This window comes from Streptomyces sp. NPDC051567 (genome assembly GCF_044454165.1).
GTDB lineage: Bacteria > Actinomycetota > Actinomycetes > Streptomycetales > Streptomycetaceae > Streptomyces.
Genome location: NZ_JBITDK010000029.1, coordinates 42,237 through 66,889 on the forward strand (window position 1 = coordinate 42,237; position 24,653 = coordinate 66,889).

At 73.7% G+C, this 24,653-nt stretch carries 22 protein-coding genes; 12 read left to right on the forward strand and 10 right to left on the reverse strand.

Features of this window, described 5'->3' with window-relative positions:
* The first annotated feature begins 111 nt into the window (after positions 1–111).
* Positions 112–855, forward strand: a complete 744-nt coding sequence (locus ACIA5F_RS25580) for a lipopolysaccharide biosynthesis protein (RefSeq protein ID WP_399356807.1) — start codon at positions 112–114, stop codon at positions 853–855.
* Positions 852–2,000: a GNAT family N-acetyltransferase gene (locus tag ACIA5F_RS25585; protein ID WP_399356809.1), complete on the forward strand. Its 1,149-nt coding sequence runs from the start codon at positions 852–854 to the stop codon at positions 1,998–2,000. The genes ACIA5F_RS25580 and ACIA5F_RS25585 overlap by 4 nt, the downstream gene beginning before the upstream one ends.
* 89 nt (positions 2,001–2,089) lie before the next feature.
* Here ACIA5F_RS25585 and ACIA5F_RS25590 read toward each other — a convergent pair whose 3' ends face one another.
* Positions 2,090–3,712 (reverse strand): glycosyl hydrolase, encoded by a 1,623-nt coding sequence (locus ACIA5F_RS25590; RefSeq protein ID WP_399356811.1) that lies wholly within the window; start codon positions 3,710–3,712, stop codon positions 2,090–2,092.
* 292 nt (positions 3,713–4,004) lie between these two features.
* Here ACIA5F_RS25590 and ACIA5F_RS25595 point away from each other — a divergent pair, with 292 nt between their 5' ends.
* The 5 genes from ACIA5F_RS25595 (at position 4,005) to ACIA5F_RS25615 (ending at position 9,420) form a co-directional block, all read left to right on the forward strand.
* Complete coding sequence (locus ACIA5F_RS25595) at positions 4,005–5,318, forward strand: ATP-grasp domain-containing protein (protein ID WP_399356813.1); 1,314 nt, start codon at positions 4,005–4,007, stop codon at positions 5,316–5,318.
* Positions 5,319–5,379: 61 nt separating this feature from the next.
* On the forward strand, positions 5,380–6,663 hold the full coding sequence (locus ACIA5F_RS25600) for an NAD(P)-binding domain-containing protein (protein WP_399356815.1): 1,284 nt from the start codon (positions 5,380–5,382) through the stop codon (positions 6,661–6,663).
* A 23-nt stretch (positions 6,664–6,686) separates the two neighbouring features.
* Positions 6,687–7,034: a hypothetical protein gene (locus ACIA5F_RS25605; RefSeq protein ID WP_399356817.1), complete on the forward strand. Its 348-nt coding sequence runs from the start codon at positions 6,687–6,689 to the stop codon at positions 7,032–7,034.
* Positions 7,035–7,046: 12 nt separating this feature from the next.
* Positions 7,047–9,155, forward strand: a complete 2,109-nt coding sequence (locus ACIA5F_RS25610; protein WP_399356819.1) for a SpoIIE family protein phosphatase — start codon at positions 7,047–7,049, stop codon at positions 9,153–9,155.
* A 64-nt stretch (positions 9,156–9,219) separates the two neighbouring features.
* A complete protein-coding gene (locus ACIA5F_RS25615) occupies positions 9,220–9,420 on the forward strand; it encodes a hypothetical protein (RefSeq protein WP_399356821.1) in 201 nt (66 codons plus the stop codon).
* A gap of 90 nt (positions 9,421–9,510) precedes the next feature.
* On the opposite strand, the gene ACIA5F_RS25620 is transcribed toward ACIA5F_RS25615, so the two are convergent.
* A complete protein-coding gene (locus ACIA5F_RS25620) occupies positions 9,511–9,957 on the reverse strand; it encodes a DUF6299 family protein (protein ID WP_399356823.1) in 447 nt (148 codons plus the stop codon).
* Between the two features lie 152 nt (positions 9,958–10,109).
* Between ACIA5F_RS25620 and ACIA5F_RS25625 the strand changes: the two genes are divergently transcribed.
* Together ACIA5F_RS25625 and ACIA5F_RS25630 are read left to right on the forward strand one after the other, a co-directional pair.
* Positions 10,110–10,757 carry a DUF4352 domain-containing protein gene (locus ACIA5F_RS25625; RefSeq protein ID WP_399356825.1) on the forward strand — a complete coding sequence of 216 codons (648 nt, stop codon included), beginning with the start codon at positions 10,110–10,112 and terminating at the stop codon, positions 10,755–10,757.
* A 56-nt stretch (positions 10,758–10,813) separates the two neighbouring features.
* Complete coding sequence (locus ACIA5F_RS25630; RefSeq protein WP_399356827.1) at positions 10,814–11,308, forward strand: DUF5949 family protein; 495 nt, start codon at positions 10,814–10,816, stop codon at positions 11,306–11,308.
* Positions 11,309–11,513: 205 nt separating this feature from the next.
* Here the strand turns inward: ACIA5F_RS25630 and ACIA5F_RS25635 are convergent, their stop codons facing one another.
* Positions 11,514–12,806 carry a cytochrome P450 gene (locus ACIA5F_RS25635; protein WP_399356830.1) on the reverse strand — a complete coding sequence of 431 codons (1,293 nt, stop codon included), beginning with the start codon at positions 12,804–12,806 and terminating at the stop codon, positions 11,514–11,516.
* 212 nt (positions 12,807–13,018) lie between these two features.
* Complete coding sequence (locus ACIA5F_RS25640) at positions 13,019–14,197, reverse strand: low temperature requirement protein A (RefSeq protein ID WP_399356832.1); 1,179 nt, start codon at positions 14,195–14,197, stop codon at positions 13,019–13,021.
* A 360-nt stretch (positions 14,198–14,557) separates the two neighbouring features.
* Between ACIA5F_RS25640 and pflB the strand changes: the two genes are divergently transcribed.
* The 3 genes from pflB to ACIA5F_RS25655 all read left to right on the forward strand — a co-directional run bounded on the left by pflB (position 14,558) and on the right by ACIA5F_RS25655 (position 18,074).
* A complete protein-coding gene (gene pflB / locus ACIA5F_RS25645) occupies positions 14,558–16,828 on the forward strand; it encodes a formate C-acetyltransferase (protein ID WP_399356834.1) in 2,271 nt (756 codons plus the stop codon).
* A gap of 127 nt (positions 16,829–16,955) precedes the next feature.
* Positions 16,956–17,819, forward strand: a complete 864-nt coding sequence (gene pflA, locus ACIA5F_RS25650; RefSeq protein WP_399356836.1) for a pyruvate formate-lyase-activating protein — start codon at positions 16,956–16,958, stop codon at positions 17,817–17,819.
* A gap of 69 nt (positions 17,820–17,888) precedes the next feature.
* Complete coding sequence (locus ACIA5F_RS25655; protein ID WP_399356838.1) at positions 17,889–18,074, forward strand: hypothetical protein; 186 nt, start codon at positions 17,889–17,891, stop codon at positions 18,072–18,074.
* A 49-nt stretch (positions 18,075–18,123) separates the two neighbouring features.
* On the opposite strand, the gene mscL is transcribed toward ACIA5F_RS25655, so the two are convergent.
* The 6 genes from mscL to ACIA5F_RS25685 form a co-directional block, all read right to left on the reverse strand.
* Positions 18,124–18,633 (reverse strand): large conductance mechanosensitive channel protein MscL, encoded by a 510-nt coding sequence (gene mscL / locus ACIA5F_RS25660; protein ID WP_399356840.1) that lies wholly within the window; start codon positions 18,631–18,633, stop codon positions 18,124–18,126.
* 120 nt (positions 18,634–18,753) lie between these two features.
* A complete protein-coding gene (locus ACIA5F_RS25665) occupies positions 18,754–19,362 on the reverse strand; it encodes a hypothetical protein (protein WP_399356842.1) in 609 nt (202 codons plus the stop codon).
* Between the two features lie 214 nt (positions 19,363–19,576).
* On the reverse strand, positions 19,577–20,440 hold the full coding sequence (locus ACIA5F_RS25670) for an S-methyl-5'-thioadenosine phosphorylase (protein WP_399356844.1): 864 nt from the start codon (positions 20,438–20,440) through the stop codon (positions 19,577–19,579).
* A gap of 195 nt (positions 20,441–20,635) precedes the next feature.
* A complete protein-coding gene (locus tag ACIA5F_RS25675) occupies positions 20,636–20,953 on the reverse strand; it encodes an FmdB family zinc ribbon protein (RefSeq protein ID WP_399356846.1) in 318 nt (105 codons plus the stop codon).
* Between the two features lie 67 nt (positions 20,954–21,020).
* Positions 21,021–22,412 carry an MFS transporter gene (locus ACIA5F_RS25680; protein ID WP_399356848.1) on the reverse strand — a complete coding sequence of 464 codons (1,392 nt, stop codon included), beginning with the start codon at positions 22,410–22,412 and terminating at the stop codon, positions 21,021–21,023.
* 555 nt (positions 22,413–22,967) lie between these two features.
* Complete coding sequence (locus ACIA5F_RS25685; RefSeq protein ID WP_399356850.1) at positions 22,968–24,434, reverse strand: potassium/proton antiporter; 1,467 nt, start codon at positions 24,432–24,434, stop codon at positions 22,968–22,970.
* Between the last annotated feature and the right edge of the window lie 219 nt (positions 24,435–24,653).

Here is a 24,653-nt window from a genome sequence, read left to right on the forward strand (position 1 = left end):
GGTCGATCCGTCCCGGTCGACCCGTTCCGGTCGATCCGTCCTCCACCGGCCGGTACCGCCAGGTCCCGGCCGGGACCCGAAGGAACCCCCACCCAGGAAGCGAGCACGCCCATGGCCGACACCGCCGACCAGAAGACGCCCGACCCCGGCCCCGGCCCGCAGGAGCCGCAGCCGCCGCAGAAGTCGCAGCAGCCGCAGAAGAAGGCCCGGCGGTGGCCCGTGGCCCCGCCCGTGTGGTGGCCGCTGCCCGCCTGCGCCCTGCTCGGGCTGGCCGCGGGCGGGGCGTACGGGCTGCTCAAGGCACCCGAGTACACCGCCACCAGCTATGTCGTCGCCGTGCCCGACGACACCACCGAACCGGCCACCGCCCTCGGCTTCGCCCAGGCGTACGGCCGCATCGCCACCGGTGGTTCCGTCCTCGCCTACGCGCAGCCCCGCGCGGGCGTCCCCGCCGCCCGGCTGCGGAACCAGGTCCGGGCCGAGACCTCCCCCGAGTCCCCGATGATCGCCGTCACCGGCACCGGCAGGAGCCCCGCCGAGGCCGCCGACGTCGCCAACGCCGTCGCCGACGCGCTCTCCCTGAGCGGCAACCAGGCCGCCAAGAACACCGGTGTCCGGCTGCTGCTGTTCAGTCAGGCCGTGGCCCCGTCCGGGCCCTCCTCCGCCTCCGCCCCCCTCAGCGGCGCCGTCGGCCTGTGCGCGGGCGGGCTGCTCGGCGGGTTGTGGCTGCTGGCCGGGCCCGGCCGGGGACGACGGCCGCGCCCGGCCGGGGACGGGCCCGCCGTGGAGGAGTACGCCTCGCTCCCGGCCCAGGGCGAGCACACCGGGACCAAGGAGAAGGAGTCCGCGCGATGAGCGCGGGCCCCGCCCCCGCGGCGGCCCTGACGGTGAGCCTGTGCCGCGACCCCGGGCAGTTCGCCGCGCTGGAGGAGCCGTGGAACCGGCTCGTCCGCCGCTGTCCCACCGCCACCCCGTTCCAGAGCCACGCCTGGCTGCACTCCTGGTGGCTGTCGTACGGGAAGGAGGGCAGGCTCCGGATCGTCCTCGTCCGGCGCGGCGGGGAACTGGCCGGGGCCGCCGCGCTGACCCTCGTCCACCGGCCGCTGCCGCTGCTGGTGCCGCTCGGCGGCCCGATCACCGACTACTTCGACGTGCTGGTCGCCGCGGACCACGCCGGCCAGGTCGTCCCGGCGCTCGCCCGCGGGCTGCACCGGGCCGCCCGGGGTGCGGTCGTGGACCTGCGCGAGGTGCGCCCGGGGGCCGCCGCCGAGGCGCTGTACGGGCAGTGGCCCGGGGCCCGCAGCAGGCTCGCCGACTCCACCTGCATGGAGCTGCCCGCGCTCCCCTTCGACGAGCTGGTCAAGCGGATGCCCGCCTCCGGCGCCCAGCGGGTCCGGGCCAAGCTCCGCAAGACCGACGCGGCCGGGATCGAGGAGCGTGAGGTCACCGAGGCGGAGGTCCCGGCGGCCGTACGGACGCTGCTGCGGCTGCACGAGAAGCAGTGGCGGGGCCGCGGGGTGACCCCCGAACACCTCAGGCCGCGCTTCGCCGAACACCTGACCCGGGCCACCCGGCGGATGGTGCGGGCCGGGGAGGGGCGGCTGACCGAGTTCCGGCTGGACGGGGAGGTGGTCGCGGCCAACGTCACGCTGCTGTCGGCCGGACTGAGCGGCGGCTACCTCTACGGCGCCGATCCGGAGCTGCGCGACCGGAAGGTGGACGTGGCCGCGCTGCTGCTGCGCCACGAGGCCGGGCGCGCGCTCGCGGAGGGCCGCCCGGTGGTGAGTTTCCTGCGGGGCAGCGAACCGTACAAGAACCACTGGCGGCCCGAGACGGTCGTCAACCAGCGGTTCCTGCTGGCCACGGACGCGCTCGCGCCCCTGCTGCGGCTGCACGAGTCGCGGGTGGCGGGGCGCGAGCGGGCGGTGGGCGCGCTGCGGGAGGCGCTGCCGGCCGCCCGGGACTGGCGGGCGCGGCTCAACGAACTGCGGGTGCGGTGAGGCCGGTGCGCGGGCCGCGCGCCACCCCCGCCCCGCCGCCCGGCCCGGGCGGCGGGGCGCCGCACCACGCCCTGGTGGCTGACGCGGCACTAGAAGGGCCAGAGGCCGGAGTTCTTGCCCCAGTCGAGCTTGACGCAGACCGACTGGGTGCCGCCCAGCTTGGAGAGCCATTCGCCGAAGTTGAGCGGTACGCACCACAGCGTGCTGTTGACGGGCGGCTTCGCCGGCGCGGGCGGTTTCGGCGCCGGAACGGCGGGCGTGGGCACGGGGACGGGTCCGGCCGGTGCGGGTCCGGCCGGTGTGGGAACGGCCGGTGTGGGAACGGCCGGTGCGGGTCCGGCCGGTGCGGGTCCGGCCGGTGCGGGTCCGGCCGGTGTGGGAACGGGGAGGGCGGGCGCGGGGACGGGCGGGCTCGGGACGACGGGGTCCGGGGCGGCCGGGAGCGGCACCTCGGGCGTCGGGAGCTGCGGTACGGGGACCTCCGGCACCGGGATCTCGGGCACCGGGATCTGCGGCGTGGGGACGACGGGCACCGGGATCTGCGGGGTGGGGATCGCGGGCGTCGGCACCTGTGGGGTCGGCACCTGTGGGGTCGGCACCTGTGGGGTCGGGATCTGCGGGGTCGGGATCTGGGGGGTGGGGACGGCCGGGGTCGGGACCACGGGGGTGGGGACGACCGGCGTGGGGATCACCGGGGTCGGGATCACCGGGGTCGGGATCACCGGGCCGGGGCGCTGCGGGGTCAGGGCGTCGCGGAAGACCTTCGCGGAGAGCGGGTTCTGCTTGCACTGCCACACGCCGTGCGGGCAGTAGTCGGTGATGGTGTGGTAGAGCGGCCGGTGCTGCTCGATCCACTTCAGCATGCGCCGGACGTACTCCGGGTTGTCCCCGTGCCGGAACAGCCCCCACTCCGGGTAGGAGATCTCCTTGCCGTGCTCCTTCGCGAAGTCGACGTGCTGCTGGAGCCCGTACGGCTGGCCGACCTGCTCGTCGAAGGTGCGGCCCGGGTCCTGGTCGTAGGAGTCCATGCCGATGATGTCGACCACGTCGTCACCCGGGTAGCACCTGGTCCAGGCGATGGCGTCGGTGCCCCGGTTCGGGGCGAAGTCGAACCTGAACTTCTGTCCGGGCACCGTGCGCATGGTGGTGACGACGCGCTTCCAGTACGCCTTCCAGTTCTCCGGGTCCGGGCCGCAGCGGTGGGTGTAGGTGGTGCCGTTCATCTCCCAGCCGAGCACGATCACCGTGTCCGGGACGCCCAGCGAGACCAGCCGCTCGCCGAGCTTCCTGAAGTGCCCGTCGTACCGGCCCTGCGCGCCCGCCCTGATCAGCTGGGCCACCTGGCGGTCCGGGACGCGGGCTTCGTTGCGCTCCTGCATGGGCACGTTGAGGACGAACAGGCGGTTGTCCCGGGCCCGGCGCCACGCGGCCCAGCTGTCCAGGAAGCCGGGGCCGCCCTCGATGTTGGACCACACGTCACCGGGGAGATAGGTGTGACCGACCCTGATCTCCTTGCCGCCCAGCCAGCGCGACAGGTGCGGAATCCGGGCGACCCCGGACGGCCCGTAGTCGAGATAGGCGCCCATGGCGATACCGGAGTCCCCGGACCGGTCCTCCCCGGGGGCCGCCGCGAGGGCGGCGCCGCTGGCGAGCAGCCCGGCCGTGACCGTGCCGACGCAGGTGGTCACCAGTCGGTGGCGTGGTCTGGGCATGGCGTCTCCCGATCGTTCCTGAACCGGTGTGCTTATCGAAGACGTTAGGCATCACATCCGATGAACGGCCTCCCCGGTGACCACCGCATAGGCCATTCGCAGGTGCGCACCCTCCCCGCTTGGTCCGACTAGGTGAAAGACCGTTCTTATGCACGCGTTCGCCCACCATGTGCCCGCCGTTCTGCTCAGACTCGACCGGAATCCGTTCCACCACGGAACCCTCGGCGCCGTCAGATCCCTTGGCCGCAGAGGCGTGGAGGTCCATGCCGTCGTCGAGGCCGGGGGAGGCCCCATGGGGCGATCGCGGTACCTGCGTGCCGTCCACCCTGGTCCCTCCGGCGAGTTGGACCCCCGGGCGCCCGGCGCGCTGCTGGAGTGCCTGGCCGGCGTGTCGGAGCGGATCGGGCGTCCCGCCGTGCTCTTCGCGATGGACGACCTGAGCGCCATCGCCGTCTCCCGGGCCGCGCCGGAGCTGACGGACCGTTTCCGGATTCCCCATCAGCCCGGCGACCTCCCGGCCCGGGTGGCCGACAAGGCGGAGCTGTCGCGGCTGTGCGCGCGGTGGCAGATCCCGCATCCGGAGACGGTGATCCCGTCGAGCGGCGCCGAGGCCGCCGAGGCCGCGTGGCGGCTGGGGCTGCCGGTGGTCGCCAAGTGGAGCCGCCCCTGGCTGCTGCCTTCGGGGGCCGGGCTGCGCAGCACCACCCTGGTGCACACCACCGCCGAGGCCCGGCGGCTGTACGAGCGCTCCGCCGAGGCGGGGAGCCGCCTGCTGCTCCAGCGGTTCCTGCCGGCGGGCCCGGACACCGACTGGTTCTTCCACGGCGCCTTCACCCGGGGCGGCCGGCCGCTGCTCGCCGGATCGGGCCGCAAGGAGCTGTCGTGGCCGGTGCGCACGGGCCTGACGGCGGTGGGCCGCTGGCTGCCCGACCCGGCGGTGGAGGAGGCCGGGCTGCGGCTCGCCGAGCGGCTGGGCTACGAGGGCATCCTGGACCTGGACTTCCGCCGCGACGAGCGCGGCCGCTTCCGGCTGGTGGACTTCAACCCGCGCCCGGGGGCGCAGTTCCGGCTCTTCACCGACGCGGGCGGGCTGGACGTCGTCCAGGCGCTGTACCTGGACCTGACGGGGCAGCGGGTCCCGGAGCAGCGGGGCGGGCCGGGCCGGGTCTTCGTCGCCGAGAACTACGCGCTGCTGGCGGCGGTGCGGGGCCGGTCGCTGCCGCGCCGGACCGTACGGGCCCCGGCCGGGGGCGTGGGCGTGGGCGTGGGCGTGGACCCGGCCCCGGACGTGGGCGGCGGGCGCGGCGCGGGCGGTGCGCGCGGCGCGGGCGGCCGGTCCGGGCCGCCGCCGGTTCGGGCGCGGCGCGCGAAGGCCGAGACGGCCTGGTTCGCCGCCGACGACCCGAGGCCGTTCCTGGCGATGCTGGCCGCCTTCCTCGGGCGCGGCGCCGACAAGGGGGTCCGCGTCCTGCGCGGGGTCCCGGCCCACGGGCGGCGCACCGCCCGCGCGGTGGCCCGCGCCCCGCGCCAGCGCGGACGCGACCGCTCCGGGCCCGCCACGGCCCCGGCGGAACCGGCGGAACCCGACGAACTGGTGGCCCGTTGAGCGGCCCCGGCCCGGTGGCGGGCCCGGCCGGTGTGTTGTCGAGGGATGCGGAGGGACGGCTGTGACGCGGACGGACGATCTCGTGGTGATCGGCGCGGGCCCGTACGGGCTGTCGGTCGCCGCGCACGCGGCGGGCGCGGGGCTCGGCGTACGGGTGCTGGGGCGGCCCATGGCCTCCTGGCGCGACCACATGCCCGACGGCATGTACCTGAAATCGGAGCCCTGGTCCTCCAACCTGTGCGCGCCGGGCGGACGGCACACCCTGGCCGATTACTGCGCCACGCGCGCGATCGTCGCGGAACACGGCACTCCGCTGCCGGTCGGCACGTTCGGCGAGTACGGGATGTGGTTCGCCCGCCGGGCCGTGCCCGAGGTGGAGGAGGTGACCGTCACGGAGGTGACCCCGCAGGGCGGCGGCTTCCGTGTGCGCACCGCGCAGGGGCCGCCGCTGCTCGCGCGCACGGTCGTCCTCGCCGTCGGCGTGATGCCGTTCGTCAACCACCCGGCGCCGCTGCGCGACCTCCCGCCCGGCCACTTCTCCCACAGCAGCGGCCACCGGGACCTGGCCCGCTTCGCCGGCCGGGACGTCGCCGTGCTCGGGGCCGGGCAGGCCGCCCTGGAGACCGCCGCGCTGCTGGCCGAGCGGGGGGCCCGGCCGTGTCTGGTGGCCCGGCGCTCCCGGCTGAACTGGAACACCGTCCCGCAGCCCCTGGACCGGACCCCGCTGAGCGCCCTGCGCGCCCCGCACAGCGGGCTCGGCACCGGCTGGCGCAGCTGGGCCTGGTCGGAACTGCCCCGGGCGGTGCGGCTGCTGCCCGCGCGGACCCGGCAGCGGATCGCGGCGACGGCGCTGGGCCCGGCCGGGGCCTGGTGGCTGCGCGACCGCTTCGAGGGGCGCGTCCCCGTCCTCCTCGGGCACCGGCTGCACCGGGCGGTGGCGGTGGGGGAGCGGACCCGGCTCGGACTGACCACCCCGGCCGGGGAGTCCGTCGTCCTGGACACCTCGCACGTCATCGCGGCGACCGGGTTCACCCCGGACCTGGACCGGCTGGAGCTGCTCGACGCGGGGCTGCGGGCCGCCCTGGTGACGGTGGGGGAGAGCCGGACGCCGGAGCTGAGCGCGGGCTTCGAGTCCTCGTGGCCCGGCCTGTTCTTCGCGGGGCTGCTGACGGCTCCCTCATTCGGCCCTTCCATGCGATTCGTGCACGGTGCGGGCTTCACGGCGGGGAGACTGGTCGCAGGAGTCCGCAAGCGCCTCGGCGCCCGGGGCGCGCTGCCGGGTCCCGCCGGTGGTGCCCGGCCCGACCGGGCCGCCGCCGGGCACCCGAGGACGTACCTGCGGTGAGACTGCGGTGAGAGGGGTCCGCGATGAGTGCGGAGCGAGGACAGGGCCGGGGCTGGGTGCGTATTCCGGCCAGTCGCGCGGAGACGCCCGGCAGGACCAGGACCGCCGGGCCCGGCGCCCCGTCACCGTACGGATCTCCGTACGACACCCCGTACGGCTCCCCGCCGTCCGCCGCCGCCCCGCCGTCCTACGGGTCCCCGCCCCCGTACGGTTCCCCGTACGCCCCGCCCCCGGCGGCCTCCCCCGCCGACCGGTCCACGATCTACCTCTCCCTGGTCAAGCGGTGGCAGGAGGCCGGGCGCACCCTCCCGGGCCATCCTGACGAGGAGTGGGAACGGCTGGTCTCCCAGCCGTACTGGCCCGGCCGTTAGGTGGTGTGTCACGTGGCAGCGGCGGAGCGCGACGGGTCCGGGCAGGGACGTGACGGGTCCGGGCAGGACCGCCCGGGGCCCGTCACCGGCCCCGGGGAGCGGCTCGCGCTCAACGGCATGGGCACCTTCGAATGGGACCTGGGCGCGGGCACCCTGGCGCTCGACGAGCCCGGGATGAGCGTCTGCGGCCTGGAACCGGGCGAGTTCGACGGCACCCCCGAAGGACTCGGACTGCACATCCCGGACGAGGACCGGCGCCGCCTGACCGAGACCGTCACCGCGCTCCTCGACGGCGACGGGGAGACCTACGGCTCCTACTTCACCGTGCGCCGCCCCGACGGCCGCGACCAGTGGACCCACACCCAGGGCCGGGTGCTGCGGGACCCCGGCGGCCGGGCCCGGCGGATCGTCGGGATCGTCCGGGACGCGACGGCCGAACTCGCCCAGGCCACCTTGCTGCGCAAGCTGGAGGCGGCCCGCTCCCAGCAGACCACCATCGTCCAGCGCACCACCGAAGCCCTGTCCCGGGCGGTGACGGTCGATGACGTCACGGCCGCGCTGACCGGCGCGGGAGCACTCGAACGCCTCGGCGCGGACGGGCTGGCCCTGGCCCTCGCCGAGGGCGGCGCCGTCAAGATGATCGCCCTGAGCGGGGAGTCGCTGGAGGTCCTCGGCGAACGCGGCCTCGTCCGGCTGGACGGCTCCCTGCCCCTGTCCCAGGCGGTGCTCACCGGGCGGGCGCGCTTCGTCACCTCCCTCACCGACCTCACCGGGGAGTTCCCGCTCCTCGGCCGCTACCTGCACCACATCCGCTACGACGCCGCCGCCTACCTGCCGCTGATCGCCCAGGCCAAGGCCATCGGCGGACTGGTCCTCTTCTACCGCCGGCGCAGCGAGTTCAGCCCGGAGGAACGCAACCTCTGCCTGGGGCTGGCCGCCATCGTGGCCCAGTCGCTCCAGCGGGCGCTCCTCTTCGACCAGGAACGGGAGTTCGCCACCGGGCTCCAGGCCGCCATGCTGCCCCGCCGCATCCCCGAGATCACCGGCGGGGAGATCGCCGTCCGCTACCACGCCGCCTGGAGCGGCCGGGAGGTCGGCGGCGACTGGTACGACGTGATCTCCCTGCCCCGCGACCGCGTCGGCCTCGTCGTCGGCGACGTCCAGGGCCACGACACGCACGCCGCGGCCATCATGGGACAGCTGCGGATCGCCCTGCGCGCCTACGCCGGGGAGGGCCACGCGCCGTCCACCGTCCTGGCCCGCGCCTCCCGCTTCCTCGCCGAACTGGACACCGAACGCTTCGCCACCTGCCTGTACGCGCAGGTGGACCTGGAGACGGGCGGGGTCCGCGCCGTCCGCGCCGGCCACCTGGGACCGCTGATCCGGCACACGGACGGCCGGACCGGCTGGCCCAACGTCCGCGGCGGCCTGCCGCTGGGCCTGGCCACCGCCTTCGCCCAGGAGGAGTTCCCCGAGACCCGGCTCGACCTGGTCCCCGGCGAGACCCTCGTGCTCTGCACCGACGGCCTGGTGGAGGAGCCCGGGACGGACATCACCCAGGGCATGGAGGCGCTCGCCCTCGCGGTCCGCGGCGGCCCGCAGGAGGCCGGGGCCCTCGCCGACCACCTCTCCGACCGGCTCTGGGAACGCTGGGGCTCCGGCGACGACGTGGCCCTGCTGGTCCTGCGCCGCGCCCCCGACCCGGGCACCCACCGGGCCCCGCGCATCCACCAGTACGTCCACCAGGCCGACCCGGAGGGCCTCTCCGAGGCCCGTTACGCCCTGCGCCAGGCCCTGCGCGACTGGGGCATGCCCCAACTCGCCGACGACATCGAACTCGCGGCCGGGGAGCTGCTGGTCAACGCCCTGCTGCACACCGACGGCGGAGCGGTGCTGACCATGGAGGTGCTGCCCGAGCCGGTCCGGCGCATCCGACTGTGGGTCAAGGACCGTTCCAGCGTGTGGCCGCGCCGGCGCAGTCCGGGCGAAGCGGCCACCACGGGCCGCGGCCTGCTCCTGGTGGACGCGCTGGCCACGCACTGGGGAGTGGAGTCCCGGGGCGACGGCAAGGCGGTGTGGTGCGAGTTCGACACCGGAGGCGACCCCCGCGACGCGGGGTGACCCGGTTCCTGTCGCGCGGTCACCCGGGTTGTGGGGTGCGCGGGACGGGGTGATGATGCGGTCCATGGAGACGGACGGTGTGGGAACGGACCGGTCCGCGCGCGGACCGGGCAGGAGCGCCGCGGCGGGCGCGCTCGTACTGCTCCTGCTGGCCGCCGGGGTGTCGGCGGTCCTGGACGGGACGACGGACCGCCCGGAGGCGGAAACCGGGTGCCGGACGGTCGCGTTCATATCGATGACGGGCGCCGCACCCGAGTGCCCCTGACCCCAGACGCCTGACCCCTCCCCTGCACCCCTGCACCCCGGCCCACCGGTGGAGACCGGGGGCCGGGGCGGGGCCGGTACTGGCGGGGTGTCAGCGGCGCGCGGGCAGGACGATCTCCCGGCCGTCCTGCGCGACCGTGTCGACGGAACTCGGCAGCAGACCGGAGAAGCGGATCTCCTGGAGACGCGCCTCGGCCCGCGCCCTGCCCTGCCGGACGTCCGGGGCGTAGCGCAGCGACCCGCCGGCGCGCCAGGTGTGCTCGGCGCCGTCGCACACCGCCGACCCGCCGCTGAACGCGACCCGGGTCCGGCCCTGCACGACCGCCGCCGAGATCTGCATCGTCGTCCCCGCGGGTGACGGGAGCGTGCAGTGGTAGGTGCCGGAAAGGGTGACTTTTCCGTCCGCGGAGATATGGGCGTACGGATGTACGGAAATCCCCTGCTCGAATACGGTGGCACCGGCCGGGGCGGTGGAGAGCGTCACTGCGGCCAGTGCGGAGAGTGCTGCCAGGGCCGTGCGGGCGCCGTGAATGCGCATGGTTCCTCCGGGTGGATACGGGGGCGGGATTCCGCCGGAACGCATTGTGCTGGCAGTCGGACGGCAACGCGCTCCGCACACTCGTGTCGGTGTGCGCAATTTCCCGCCCGGGCGCGTGAGACTGGCCGAAATTCGTCCCCGAAGGGATTCGCATGCGCCAGCCCCCCGCCCCCGCCCCCACCCTTTTCCCTGCCCCCGTCGCTTTTCCTGTCTCCGTCCCGGCCCCCGTGCTCGCCCTCGCCCTCCTTCCACTGCTCCTGTTCGGTGCCACCGCCTGCGCGGGCGCCGGCACCGAGGCGGCCGCGCCGGTCACCGCCGCCGCGCCCGCCGCCCCGGTGGACGACGGCGCCCCGGGCGCCATCGGGGACCCGGTGCGCGCCGGAGCCGGGGACGCCCATGTGGGGGGCTCCGTACGGGTCCAGGGGCGGCAGGTCGGCCGCCACCTCCAGGCCGTGCTGGACGCGTACGTCGACCCCGCGATCAGCGTGGACAAGAACCACGCCCCGCCCGCGGGCAAGCGCTGGGTGGCCGCCTCGATGTCGTTCGTCAACGTGGGCGGGGCCTCGTACGGGCAGCTCGGACGCATGTGGGCGTACGACAGCGCCGGACAGCGTCATCCGGCGGTGTCCACCGGGGAACTGACGACGGGCAAACCGCTCGTCTTCGATTCCCTCGCGGTCGGTGAGCGGGCCGAGGGATGGGTGGTGTTCGAAATCCCGGACAACGTGCGCACGGTGCGGCTCCAATACCAGGACACGAACATGAGGTCGAATTCTGGAGAGGGTTTCTGGACGGTATGACCCGCGCGGGTGAAAGGCCGTGAAAGGGCCGGGGAGGAGGCGACTAAGGTGCGCGCATGACTTCTACTCAAGCCGAGACCGACCGGTCCCTGCTCGGCACCCTCGCAGTGCTCGCCTGGATCGGCGACCCCTCCGAAGGGCACGACATCCCGTACCTCCTGGCCTACACCCTCGGCGACGGGCCGCAGGGCCGTGAGGCCGGTGAGGAGGCCGCCCGCGGGCTGATGAAGGAGATCGGCCTGCGCATCGGGGACGTCGTCATGGACGGCACCCGCAACCCGGCCGGTTTCCCGGTCCAGATCCTGCTGGAGGGCGACCAGATCGCCCTCACCCTGCCCGGGATGAACGCGCGGTGCACCGCGCCGCCCGAGTGGGTCGACGCGGCCGACGAGAGCGGTCAGGCGTACTTCCTCTTCGCCACGCGCGCCTGGCCCGAGGCCGTCCCGGGGAAGCCGGTCGACGCCGACGCCCTCAAGGAGTTCGCGGGCGCCGAGGCGGTCCTGACCGACAGCGCGCACTGCGTCCTCGAAGTCCGGCGCCTGCAGAAGTAGTAGCCCCCTTCGGCCAGGACCGGAGCGGACCCGGCCGGAGCGGACCCGGCCGGGCCGGAGCCGGTCCGGCCGCGTGCGGCCCGGCCCTGCCGGGCGCCCCCCTCGCCCCGGCCGCCGGGCCCCCAGCCCGCCCGGTGGCCGGACCTCCCCCCTCCCTCGCGGCCCCTTCCCGTCCGGCCCCTTCCCGGCGGGCGGCTACGGGCGGCTACGGGCGGCGGTCGAAGGCGAACCGCAGCGAGCGGACCCGGTTGTCGAAGCTGGAGCCGGCCAGATCCGGCAGGCCCACCGCGCGCAGCCCGACGGGCCGGCCCAGCAGCTCCCGGAAGAGCGCCTTCATCTCCACCCGGGCCAGATGCGCGCCCAGGCAGTAGTGCGGACCGCCGCCGCCGAACCCCAGGTGGGGGTTGGGGGAGCGGGTGATGTCGAAGGCGTCGGGGTCGGTGAAGACCGCCTCGTCGCGGTTGGCGGAGGCGTAGTACAGCACCACCTTGTCGCCCGGCCGCAGCAGGTGCCCGTTCAGGGTGTACCCGGCCGCCACCGTCCGGCGGAACTGGATGATGGGCGTCGAGTGGCGGATGATCTCGTCCACCGCCCCGTCCGCGTACCGCTCGAAGTCCGAGACCAGCAGCTCCCGCTGGCCGGGGTGGTCGGTCAGCAGGGCCAGCCCGTGCGTGATCGCGTTACGGGTCGTCTCCACACCCGCCACCATCAGCAGCGAGAAGAACGCGCCGAGCTGGCGGGCGCCCAGCGCCTGCCCGTCGGCATCGGCGCGGACCAGCGCCGAGATCAGGTCGTCGCCGGGGTTCTCGCGCCGCTCGCGCCCGATGCCCGCCACCATCCGCTGCATCCGTGCCAGCGCCCGCAGCCCACGCCCCGGCATCCGCAGCCGGGAGGTCAGGCCCCGTTCCACGCCGATGTTCTCGGAAGCGTGGTTGACGCGGTCGGCGATCTCCGCCCGGTAGCGCTCGGGGATGCCCATCATGTTGCAGATGACCTCCAGGGGCAGCCGTGAGGCGACGGCCGACACGAACTCGTCGGGCCGCGCGGCCAGGACCTCGTCCACGATCCGGGCGGCCACCGCGTGGATGTCCGCCTCGGCGGCGGCCAGCAGCCTGGGGGTGAACGCCCGCTGCACGATCTTGCGCAGCCGGGCGTGGTCGGGGCCGTCCAGGTTGACCATCGAGTCCCCGAACAGCGCCCGCACCCAGCGGGCCGGCTCGGGCGTGGTCACCCCGGGCGCGCTCGCGAACACCTTCGGGAGCCGGCTCGCCTCCTGCACGTCCGCGTGACGGACGAGGGCCCAGTGCCCGCGCCCCGGCCCCTCGGGCACGAACACCGGGGCGTCCAGGGCCCGCAGCCGGGCGAAGGCGGCCAGCCGGGCGGCGGGCGGCTGCTGCCAGAACCCGGGATCGGCCAGTTCCCCGCCCGGGCCCCCGCCCGCGTCCCCGTCCTCGCCCGCCGGGGCGCCCTCGCCGTACCGCTGTACCGGGAGTGTCATGGCTGTGCCTCTTCCTGCTGTGGTCCGTGGGGGACGCGTGCCGCCGGGTGCTCCGTGCTGGAGAACGCCGGGGCGGCGCGGGAGTGACGGATACGGGCGGGTGCGGACGGATACAGGCGGTACGGGTTGGTACAGGCGGTACGGGTGGGTGCAGGTGGGTGCAGGTGGGTGCAGGTGGGTGCAGGTGGGTGCAGGTGGGTGCGGGCGGGTGCTCATGCCGAGGCGGGGGCGGGGGTGGGGCCGGGCGGGGCGGTCCGTTCCGCCAGGGTCAGGCCGACCGCGACCGTGACCGTCGCGACCAGGCCCGCGTACAGCACGGCGTGGCTCCCCGTCCACGCGCAGGCCAGGATCGCGGCGGCGGACAGCGGCAGCACCAGCTGCTGGGCGAGGCCGCTCTTGAAGTGCCGGGAGTGCAGCAGCCACACCATCAGCAGGAAGAGCGCGGACGGGACCACGACGGCGGCGTTGGCGGCCACCTGCGAGATGTGCGCCTGACCGGTCGCGTGCTCGACGGCGACCTCGATGCCCGCGCCGATCGCCGCACCCGAGGCGAAGATCACCAGGTGGCCGTAGCCCCAGGGGATCGCCTCGCGGTTGGAGGTCAGCCGCTCGTGCGCCGGTACGGCGAAGTAGATCCACCAGGCGGCGAAGACGATCAGCAGCCCGCCCCCGGCGATCGGCAGCAGCTCGCCCAGGGCGTCGTGCTCGTCGAGCGCCGACTTGACCGCGACCGTGCTCCCGGCGATGGTCTCGCCGAGCACGATGATGGTGAACAGGCCGTACCGCTCGACGATGTGGTGGGCGTGCCAGGGCGTCTGGTGGCCGTGCTCGGCGAACAGCGGGACCAGCAGTTCCGCCGCGACCACGACCAGGAACAGCCAGTGCTTGGCGGTGTCCGGGACGAACAGCAGGGCCACCCAGCCGGCCTGGCAGACCACCAGGCCCGCCGCGTACCGGAGCGCGGCGACCCGCGCCGCGCCGCTCTCCCCGGCGGCGGCCCGCAGCCACTGGGAGGTCAGCGCGACCCGCATGATCAGGTAGCCGATGACGGCCACCGTCCAGTCGTTCTCGTCGAACGCCCGGTCCACGCCCGCCGCGTAGACGAGCACGCCGGAGATCTGGACGAGGGTCGCGATCCGGTACGGCACGTCGTCGCAGTCGTAGGCGGAGGCGAACCAGGTGAAGTTCATCCAGGCCCACCACACACCGAAGAAGACGAAGAAGTAGCCGATGACGCCGGTGAGGGGATGGCCCTCGGCCAGCGAGTGCACCAGCCGGGCACCGGCCTGCGCGACCGCGACGACGAAGCAGAGGTCGAAGAAGAGCTCCAGCGGGGTCGAGGCCCGGTGCGCCTCGTCCGGGCTGCGGGCGGTCATGGGGGAGTAGGCCATAGCGGTCAGCAGAGCAGAGGAACCACCCACCGGCGGTCCGGACGCGCGGCGCACCCCGCCCGTGTGCCCCACCCGGACTCGTCCCGCCGCCGCCGCCTCCCCCGCCGCCGTCCCCGTCCCCGCCCGGTACGGGGCCTGGCCCGGTGCGGCCCGGTGCGGCAGAAACTTGTGAAAGCTTTCACAAGCGCGCGATGGACCTTCGGCCCCACCAAAAGAGCAGGTCGGGCATGGTGTGGTCGCCCGGGAGGTGAAGATCGCAGGACCTTCGGGCCCCAGCTCGGGACCAACGCGGCGGCAAATGATCGATCAAATGGCGTGGAATGGGGGCAAGCAACGAGGCGACTGAAGAAGGTGCGGGCGATGACTGCCACCCCTGCGGAGACCACGAAGAACGGCGGGGCCTGGGAAGGCTTCAAGGGCGGTCTGTGGCGTGACGCCGTCGACGTCCGCGACTTCATCCAGCAGAACTACACGCCGTACGAGGGTGACGACTCCTTCCTCGCCGGCCCCACCGAACGCACCAGCGCGGTGTGGAAGGTGATCACGGACAAGTTCCCGGAGGAGCGCGAGAAGGGTGTCCACGACGTCTCGTACGACATCCCGTCCTCGATCACCGCGCACGCCCCCGGCTACATCGACCGCGACAAGGACCTGATCGTCGGCCTCCAGACGGACGCCCCGCTCAAGCGCGCGATCATGCCCTACGGCGGCTGGCGCATGGTCGCGGGCGCCCTGGAGACCTACGGCTACCCGGTCTCCGAGGAGCTGGAGAAGGTCTTCACGGAGTACCGCAAGACCCACAACGCCGGTGTCTTCGACGCCTACACGCCCGAGATCCGCGCCGCCCGCAAGGCCGGCATCGTGACCGGTCTGCCGGACGCCTACGGGCGCGGGCGCATCATCGGCGACTACCGCCGTGTGGCCCTCTACGGCGTCGACCACCTCGTGCGCGTCAAGAAGGCCGAGAAGGAGGGGATCAACGCCCTTCCCGCGGGCGGACGTCCGCTGGAGGAGACGATCCGGCTGCGCGAGGAACTCTCCGAGCAGATCCGGGCGCTGGCCGAACTCAAGGCGATGGCCGCCTCCTACGGCTACGACATCTCCGGCCCCGCCACCACCGGCCGCGAGGCCGTCCAGTGGCTGTACTTCGCCTACCTCGCGGCGGTGAAGGAGCAGAACGGCGCCGCGATGTCGCTGGGCCGCACCTCCACCTTCGTCGACGTCTACCTCCAGCGGGACATCGAGGCCGGGCTCCTCACCGAGGAGCAGGCCCAGGAGCTGGTCGACGACTTCATCATCAAGCTCCGGATCGTCCGCTTCCTGCGCACCCCCGAGTACGACGAGCTCTTCTCCGGGGACCCGACCTGGGTCACCGAGTCGATCGCGGGCATGGGCGAGGACGGCCGCCCATTGGTCACCAAGACCTCCTTCCGCTACCTCCAGACCCTCTACAACCTCGGCCCGGCCCCCGAGCCGAACATGACGGTCTTCTGGTCGCCGGGCCTGCCCCAGGGCTTCAAGGAGTTCTGCGCCCGCGTCTCCATCGACACCTCCTCGGTCCAGTACGAGTCCGACGAGCTGATGCGCCCGCGCTTCGGCGACGACACCGCCATCGCGTGCTGCGTCTCGGCGATGCCGGTCGGCAAGCAGATGCAGTTCTTCGGCGCCCGGGTGAACCTCGCCAAGACCCTGCTCTACGCGATCAACGGCGGCCGGGACGAGAAGTCCGGCGACCAGGTCGGCCCCTCCACCGGCGCGGTCACCGCCGAGGTGCTCGACTACGACGAGGTCCTGGCCAAGTTCGACGAGCAGATGGAGTGGCTCGCCGAGGTCTACGTCCACGCCCTGAACGTCATCCACTACATGCACGACCGGTACGCCTACGAGCGCATCGAGATGGCGCTCCACGACCGCGACGTGCGCCGCACCATGGCCTGCGGCATCGCCGGCCTCTCGGTCGCCGCCGACTCGCTGTCCGCCATCAAGCACGCCGAGGTCACCGCCGTGCGCGACGGGACCGGCCTCGCCACCGACTACCGCGTGGAGGGCGACTACCCGGCGTACGGCAACAACGACGACCGGGTCGACGAGATCGCCGTGTGGCTGGTCGAGGAGTTCATGAAGAAGGTCCGCAAGCACGAGACGTACCGGGGCGCCGAGCACACCCAGTCGGTGCTGACGATCACCTCGAACGTCGTCTACGGCAAGAAGACCGGCAACACGCCGGACGGCCGCCGCGCGGGCGAGCCGTTCTCCCCGGGCGCCAACCCGATGAACGGCCGCGACACCCACGGCTACGTCACCTCGGCGCTGTCGGTCGCGAAGCTCCCCTACGAGGACGCCGAGGACGGCATCTCGCTGACCAACACCGTCACCCCCGACGGCCTGGGCCGCACCCCCGAGGAGCGGATCAAGAACCTGGCGGGCGTCCTCGACGGCTACATGGCCAGCGACGGCTTCCACATGAACGTGAACGTACTCAACCGCGACACGCTCATGGACGCCATGGAGCACCCGGAGAACTACCCGCAGCTGACCATCCGCGTCAGCGGCTACGCGGTGAACTTCGTCCGGCTGACGCGGGCCCAGCAGCTCGACGTCCTGAACCGCACCTTCCACGGTTCGCTGTAACGGCCCCACAGGCCCCACAGGCCCCACAGGCCGCGCGGCCCCGGGGCCGGGCCCTCGCCCCGGCCCCGGCGCCGCGCTTCCCACCAGCCGGCGGACTGTTTCTTCCGCAGACCCTGGAGCACCTGCCATGACCGTTCTCTTCGGTACGACCATCCCCGTCGGCCCCGCCGACGACCCGGGCGCCGTCGGCCCCGCCGTCCCGTGCGTCGACGCGGCGGCCAGTACCGGGCAGACCCCGGCCGCCGCCGCCACCCAGCGGCCCAGCGAGGGCTCGGTGCACTCCTGGGACCTGTCGACCGGGGTCGACGGTCCGGGCACCCGCTTCGTGACCTTCCTGGCGGGCTGTCCACTGGCCTGTCTGTACTGCCACAACCCCGACACCATGCGGATGCGCAACGGGCGGCGCACCTCGGCGGACGACGTCATCGCCGAGGCCCGCAAGTACACCCGTTTCATCTCCGCCTCCGGCGGCGGCGCCACCGTCTCGGGCGGCGAACCGCTGCTCCAGCCCGTCTTCGCGGGCGAGCTGCTGCACCGGATGAAGCACGAGCTCGGTCTGCACACCGCCCTGGACACCTCGGGTTTCCTCGGCGCGCGGGCCACCGACGCGCTCCTGCGCGATGTGGACCTGGTGCTGCTGGACATCAAGTCCTGGGACCGCGAGACGTACCGGAAGGTGACCGGGCGCCCGCTGGAGCCGACGCTCGACTTCGCCCGCCGCCTCGCCGCCCTCGGCAAGGAGGTCCACCTGCGGTTCGTGCTGGTGCCGGGGCTGACGGACGCCCGGGAGAACATCGAGGGCGTCGCCGCCTTCGCCGGGGGTCTCGGGAACGTCTCCCGGGTCGACGTCCTGCCCTTCCACAAGCTGGGGGAGAGCAAATGGGACGCCCTGGACATGAGGTTCACCCTCCACGACACCCCGTCCCCCACCGCCGGACAGGTCGCGGCGGCGAAAGCGGTCTTCGCCGCCCAGGGGCTGACCGCCGTCTGATCCGCCCGGGGCCGCCGGGCCCGGGCCGCCGCCCGGCCGGGGGTGCGGGGGCGGCCGTACCCTGGAGGCATGAGCACCGCCCCCGCACCCGGCCCGCAGTCCCCGAAGCCCAAGCCCACGCTGGACTTCGGCGACCCGCTGGACCAGCAGTCCTCGGACGACACCGACCGTGGGTGGGGCGAGCGGCAGCCCTCCGGCGGGAGCGCCGCCGATCTGGCCCGCTTCCTCGACGAGAAGCCGCCGCACCACATCTGAGCGGGCCCCCGGAACAGCCCGCGGAACATCCCCCGGGCCGGGCCTCCGGTCAGAGCGTGGTGTCGCGGCCCGGGGCCTGTCCACCCGCCGGACCGGAACCACCGCCCCGCTGGGCGACCAGCGCGTCCCGGATCTCCTTGAGGACCTCCAGCTCGCTGATCTCCATGGTCTCCTGGACGCCTTCCTTCGCCTTGCGCCGGGCCTCCATCGTGGCCAGGTACTTCGACATGGGCAGGACCATCAGGAAGTAGACGACGGCGGCGGTGATCAGGAAGGTGAGCGCCGCGTTCAGAACGGTGCCCCACATGATGTTGATGCCGATGGGCTCCCCCTTCGCGTCGACGCCGCAGGGGCCCTTCAGACACGAGGTGTAGGCATCCAGGTTCTTCGTCCCGATGGCTCCCACCAGAGGGCCGATGACCCCCTTCACCACCGCGTTCACGATGTTCGTGAATGCGGCGCCGATGACCACGGCGACCGCCAGGTCGACCACGTTGCCGCGCATCAGGAAGGCTTTGAAGCCCGCCAGGACGCTCTCCTTCTTCTTTTCGCTCACCACTGAGCCTTTCTTCACATCTGCCGAACACGGAGCCAACGGTTCCGAAAGCTACGGCAGTCCCTGCACGGCGTGTCCAATCGGCGCCCTCCTCAAGGTGACTTGACCGCGCATGTGTGCGAATCAACACAGCGTCACCGCCAGCCGTGCCACGGCACCGGCCCCCACGAGGGCCCGCGCGGTCTCCCGGGGAACGGACAGGACCACCAGCGCCCCGCCCTCCCCGGCTCCCTCCCCGGCTCCCGCCTCGGCGGCCGGCACGGAGGCGACCCGGGCCCCCGCGGCCACCACCCGGGGCGGTCCGGCGCGCTCCGCCGCGACCACGTCCACCCGGTCCCCGCTCCGCAGCAGCCGGACCGTCGCCGCGTCCGCGATGCGGACCGGCGCCGACACCATCCGCACCACCGCGGGCGGCGGCTCCGCCTTCGGCGGCGCGGGGCTCCGGGAGGCGCGGGCCTCCGCCCCGCCCACGGCCAGCGCCGCCGCGACGACGGCGAGCCCGGCCGCCCCCGCCCGCCGCCTGCGCCGCACGGCCCGGCGCAGACGGTCCCCGCCCCGCCCGACGCGCAGCGGCGGGAACGACGGAACCGTGTGCGCGGCGGGACACGGGGAAGCCGACCGGACCGAAGGGGCGGAAGGAGAGAAAGGGACGGAAGGAGTGGAAGGGGTGAAGGGAGAGGAAGGGACGGCGGGAGGAGTGAGCGGGGGAACGTTGCGAGACGCCTTGGACATGACGACCACCACCAGGCTGTGTGAGCTGCGAGGTCCGGACCCGGCGCCCGGACACCCCTCACGATCCGGCCTCGCGCCGCTCCCTGCCCGCGCCTGTGGACGATCCCCTGCTTGTGGACAACTCCGCCACCCACAGGGGTGACACGCCCCCCACCCGGGCCCGATCACGAGCCCCGGCCGAGCCCCGGCCGCCCGGCCGAGCCCCGGAGCAGCCCTACGGCAGCTCGATCCCCAGGTCCCAGCCGTCGTGGGCGTGCGTGCACAGGCAGGAACGGGACTCGGTGGGAGGCAGGGCGGCCACCGCGTCGAAGAGCACCTCGCGCAGCCGGGAGACGTTCTCGCCGAACACCTTCAGGACCTCGGTGTGGGAGACGCCCTCACCGGTCTCCGCGCCCGCGTCCAGGTCCGTGACCAGCGCCACCGAGGTGTAGCAGAGCCCCAGCTCGCGCGCGAGGACCGCCTCCGGGTGCCCGGTCATGCCGACCACCGACCAGCCGGCCGCCGCGTGCCAGCGCGACTCGGCGCGCGTGGAGAAGCGCGGCCCCTCGATGACCACCATGGTGCCGCCGTCCACCGGCTCCCACCGGCGCCCCCGGGCCGCCGCGAGCGTCACCTCGCGCCCCACCGGGCAGTACGGGTCGGCGAAGGTGGTGTGCACGACGTTCGGAACGCTGCCGCCCCCAGAGCCTCCGGCCTGGGAGGTACCCCCGGGAAGCGGCTCTCCGTCGAAGAAGGTCTGTGCGCGGGACTTCGTACGGTCCACCAGCTGGTCGGGGACGAGCAGGGTGCCCGGTCCGTACTCGGCGCGCAGTCCGCCGACCGCGCACGGGCCCAGCACCTGGCGGACGCCGACCGAGCGCAGGGCCCACAGGTTGGCCCGGTAGTTGATCCGGTGCGGGGGGACGGTGTGGCCGCGCCCGTGCCGGGGCAGGAAGGCCACCCGGCGGCCCGCCAGCTCACCCAGGTACAGGGAGTCGCTCGGGGGCCCGTACGGGGTTTCCACCTGGACCTCGGAGACGTCCTCCAGGAAGGAGTAGAAGCCCGAACCGCCGATGACACCGATCTCTGCGTTCACCATGGGCCACAGCCTAACCGGGCCCTCGGCGGGGCCACAGAGCCCTCGTGGGACGCCCGGGACACAAGGGACGCCCCCCCCGGGGCCCCCGGGCCCCCGCCCCCCGGCCCGCCCCCGCAGGCCACGCGCCCGGCGCCGGGCATGCGTGAGGCCCCGGCGTCCTTGCGGACGGCAGGGCCTCACGTGGAACGTGAACGGTCAGGCAGCCGAGGTGGAGCCGCTGCTCGACGCCGAGGCGCCCGAAGACGCGGTGGACGACGACGAGGACGCGGCCGGAGCGGCAGCCGTCGACGGCGTGGACGACGCCGGCTTCGAGGCGGGCGTGCTGCTCGACGAAGATCCGCGGCTGTCGTTCCGGTAGAAACCGGAGCCCTTGAAGACGATGCCGACGGCGGAGAACACCTTCTTCAGGCGTCCGCTGCAGTTCGGGCACACGGTCAGCGCGTCATCGGTGAACTTCTGCACGGCCTCAAGGCCCTCACCGCACTCGGTGCACTGGTACTGGTAGGTCGGCACGAATTTCCTCCTGGCACTCTGACTCAATGAGTGCTAACGACGCTCCATGGTGACGTATTCCGGCGGATCAGTCCACCGTCACCGGCATCCGGTGACCCAGACCACGCTCGTCCCCTTGGTTCCCAGCAGCCTCAGCAGCACCGTCCGCCCCACCCTGGGACGCGGAAGCAGGCGCCGGTCCGGCCGCCGGACCGGCCGCCGGACCGGCCGCCGGACCGGACGAGCCGACGACCCGGGTCCCGGCCTGCGTGGCCAGCTTCGCGCGCAGCGCCAGCAGGGTCACGAGCGCCAGCGCGGTGGCCGCCATGGGCACCAGGAAGCCGTACGAGGAACCGTGCGCGTCCGTCAGGCGCCCGGCCACGGTCACGGCGCCGGCCTGGCCGAAGGCGACCGCACCGGTGAGCCAGGTGAACGCCTCGGTGCGGGCGGTGGACGGGATCAGCTGCTCGACCATCGTGTAACCGGTGATCAGCGCGGGTGCGATGCACAGACCCACGACCAGGCCCAGCGCGCCGAGCAGGGCCGCGGAGTCCGCCGCCCACAGCACGGACGCGGCGGCGGTGAGGCCGACGTACCCGAGGACCAGGCGGCGGCGCGGGCTGACCTTCCAGGCGATGGCGCCGCAGACGATGCCCGCGATCATGTTGCCCGCCGCGAAGATCCCGTAGAGCAGGCCGTTGGCGCCCGGGTTGCCGATCTCGTTCGAGAAGGCGGCCAGCGAGACCTGCATGCCGCCGAAGACGGCGCCGATGCCGACGAAGGCGACGATCAGGACGCGCAGCCCGGGGGAGGAGAGCGCGGAGGCGTGCTTGGCGCCGTCCGCGAGACGCGGGACGGGCTTGGGCTGGGAGCCGCGCTGCGCGGCGAAGAAGAGACCGCCGACGAGGGTCAGCGCCGCCTCGGCGATCAGACCGGCCGCCGGGTGGACCCCGGCGCACAGCGCGGTGGCGAGCACCGGGCCGACGACGAAGGTGAACTCGTCGGTGACCGACTCGAAGGCGGCGGCCGTCGGCAGCAGCGGCGAGCCTTCGAGCTTGGCCGCCCAGCGGGCCCGGACCATGGGACCGATCTGCGGGACGGAGGCGCCGGCGGGGACGGCTGCCAGCGCGAGCGCCCACAGCGGGGCGCCGAGCAGGGCGAGCGCGGTCAGGGCGCTGACCGCGGCGGTGTGCGCGAGGACCCCGGGGAGCAGGACGGCGCTCTGGCCGAAGCGGTCGGCGAGCTTGCCCATCTGCGGGGCGAACAGTGCCATGGAGACACCGGTGACGGCGGCGACGATGCCCGCGTCCCCGTAGGAGCCGGTGGTGTGCTGGACGAGCAGCACGATGCCGATCGTCAGCATCGCGAAGGGCTGCCGGGCGGCGAAGCCGGGGAGCAGGAAACCGAGGGCGCCGGGTGTGCGCAGGAGCTGTCCGTAGCCGGGGCGGGCGGACGTGTCGGTCGTGACCGCGGATGTCACGGCCTGGCCTTTCCGCTGCCTGGTAGAGCGCCCCCGTCTGCGAGGGCACACCGCCTCGGGGCGGCCGTACCCGTACCTGTGGGAGCTCCGAGAGCTGTCCTCTTGCGCAGAACCGAGTGATACCTGGGCGCCCACTGCGGGAGGGTGCCACGGCCGCTTTGCGGTCGCGCCAGCTCTGCGTCAGACAGAGTTGGTTCGATGTGGTGTGCCTTTTATCGTACAGGGACGTGTGGGAGCACGCCCTGTGATTGCGACGACAGGCCCGGCCCTCACCTGCGATTGACGGGCCCTGCGGGTGTAGGGGCCGTGAGAACCAGGGGGCAGCGGGCCTGCGGCAAGGAAAGCGGGCCCGCGGCGGGGAAACTGCGGGAAGGAACGCCGTCCGGCGGGCGGAGTCCGTCAGAAACGTTTCCCCGGCCCCGGCCCCGGCCCCGGCCCCGGCCCCGGACCCGGCCCCGGTTCCGGACCCGCACCGGTTCCGGCCCGCGCCCCCGCCCGCCCCTCAGACCGCCCCGGCCGTGCCCGTGACGGACGTGCCCGCCCCGGACCCGCCCGTCACGGGCGCCGGGCCGGTTCGCCGCCCGTGCCGAGCCAGCCCGCCAGCTTGCCGCCGCGGGCCACCGCGCGCAGCCGGGCCTCGGCCGCGTCCCGTACCGGGTCGGTGGCCACCACCAGCAGCTCGTCCCCGCGCCGCAGCACGGTCGACGGCATCGGGACGAAGCTCTTCGCGTCCCGGACCACCAGCGTGACCGAGGCCCCGGCGGGCAGCCGCAGCTCGCTCACCTCGACGCCGTGCATCCGTGAGGCCGGCGGGATGGCGAGGGAGAGCAGGTGCCCGCGCAGCTTCTCCAGCGGCGCCGACTCGATGCCGAGGTCGGAGGCGGCCTCCGCCTGGTTCCCGAGCTTCAGCTTGCGCGCCAGCCACGGCAGCGTCGGCCCCTGCACCAGGGTGTAGACGACGACGAGGACGAAGACGATGTTGAAGACCCGTTCACTGCCCTCGATCCCGGACACCATCGGGATGGTCGCCAGGATGATGGGCACGGCGCCGCGCAGCCCGGCCCAGGACATCAGGACCTGCTCCTGCCAGGGAATCCGGAACGGCAGCAGGCTGACGAAGACCTCCAGGGGCCGCGCCACCATCGTGAGCACCAGCCCGATGATCACCGCGGGCCAGAAGTCGTTGACCAGCTCGTGCGGGGTGACCAGCAGCCCCAGCAGCACGAACATGCCGATCTGGGCGATCCAGCCCAGCCCGTCCGCGAACCCGCGGGTGGCGGGCCAGTGCGGGAGCTTCGCGTTGCCGAGCACCATGGCCGCCAGGTAGACGGCGAGGAAGCCGGAGCCGTGCGCCATCGCGCCCGCCGCGTACGCGGCCACGGCGATGGCCATCACGGCGATCGGGTAGAGGCCGGAGGCGGGCAGGGCCACGTGCCGCAGGCCGTACGCGCCCACGAAGCCGACTGTCAGGCCGATCGCGACGCCGATCGCCAGCTCCAGGGCTATCTTCCCGAGCAGGACGTACCACTGGTCCACGGGGCCGACGGTGGCGAAGGCCACCACCAGGATGACCACCGGGGCGTCGTTGAAGCCCGACTCGGCCTCCAGCACGCCCGTGATCCGGGAGGGCAGCGGCACCTTGCGCAGGACGGAGAAGACGGCCGCCGCGTCGGTCGAGGAGACGACCGCGCCGATCAGCAGGGCCTGGCGCCACTCCAGTCCGACCAGGTAGTGGGCCGCGGCGGCCGTCACCCCGACGCTGATCGCGACGCCGACGAGGGAGAGCACGATCGCGGCCGGCAGGGCCGGTTTGATCTCTTTCCACTTCGTGCCCAGCCCGCCCTCGGCGAGGATGACGACCAGTGCGGCATAGCCGATGACCTGTGTCAGCTCGGCATTGTCGAAGACGACGTTGCCGATGCCGTCCTGGCCTATCGCGATACCTATGCCGAGGTAGATGAGCAGGCTGGGGAGACCGCTGCGCGAAGAGATGCGTACCGCCGCCACGGCGACGAGCAGCACGAGCGAGCAGACCAGCAGAAGCTCATTGAGCGTGTGGACAGTCAGCGGGCGGCCCTTTCCTCGAAGCCACCCGAAGGATCGTTCCCCGGAGCGGCAGGTGCGGCAAGTACTTCGTTACCTTACCTAATCTTTGACGCTTTCTTGACGCGATACCTCCCTTGTGAAACCCCCGTTCGGCCTTGTCCCGCGCAGCCGGACCCCTGGCGGATCACCGGGGAC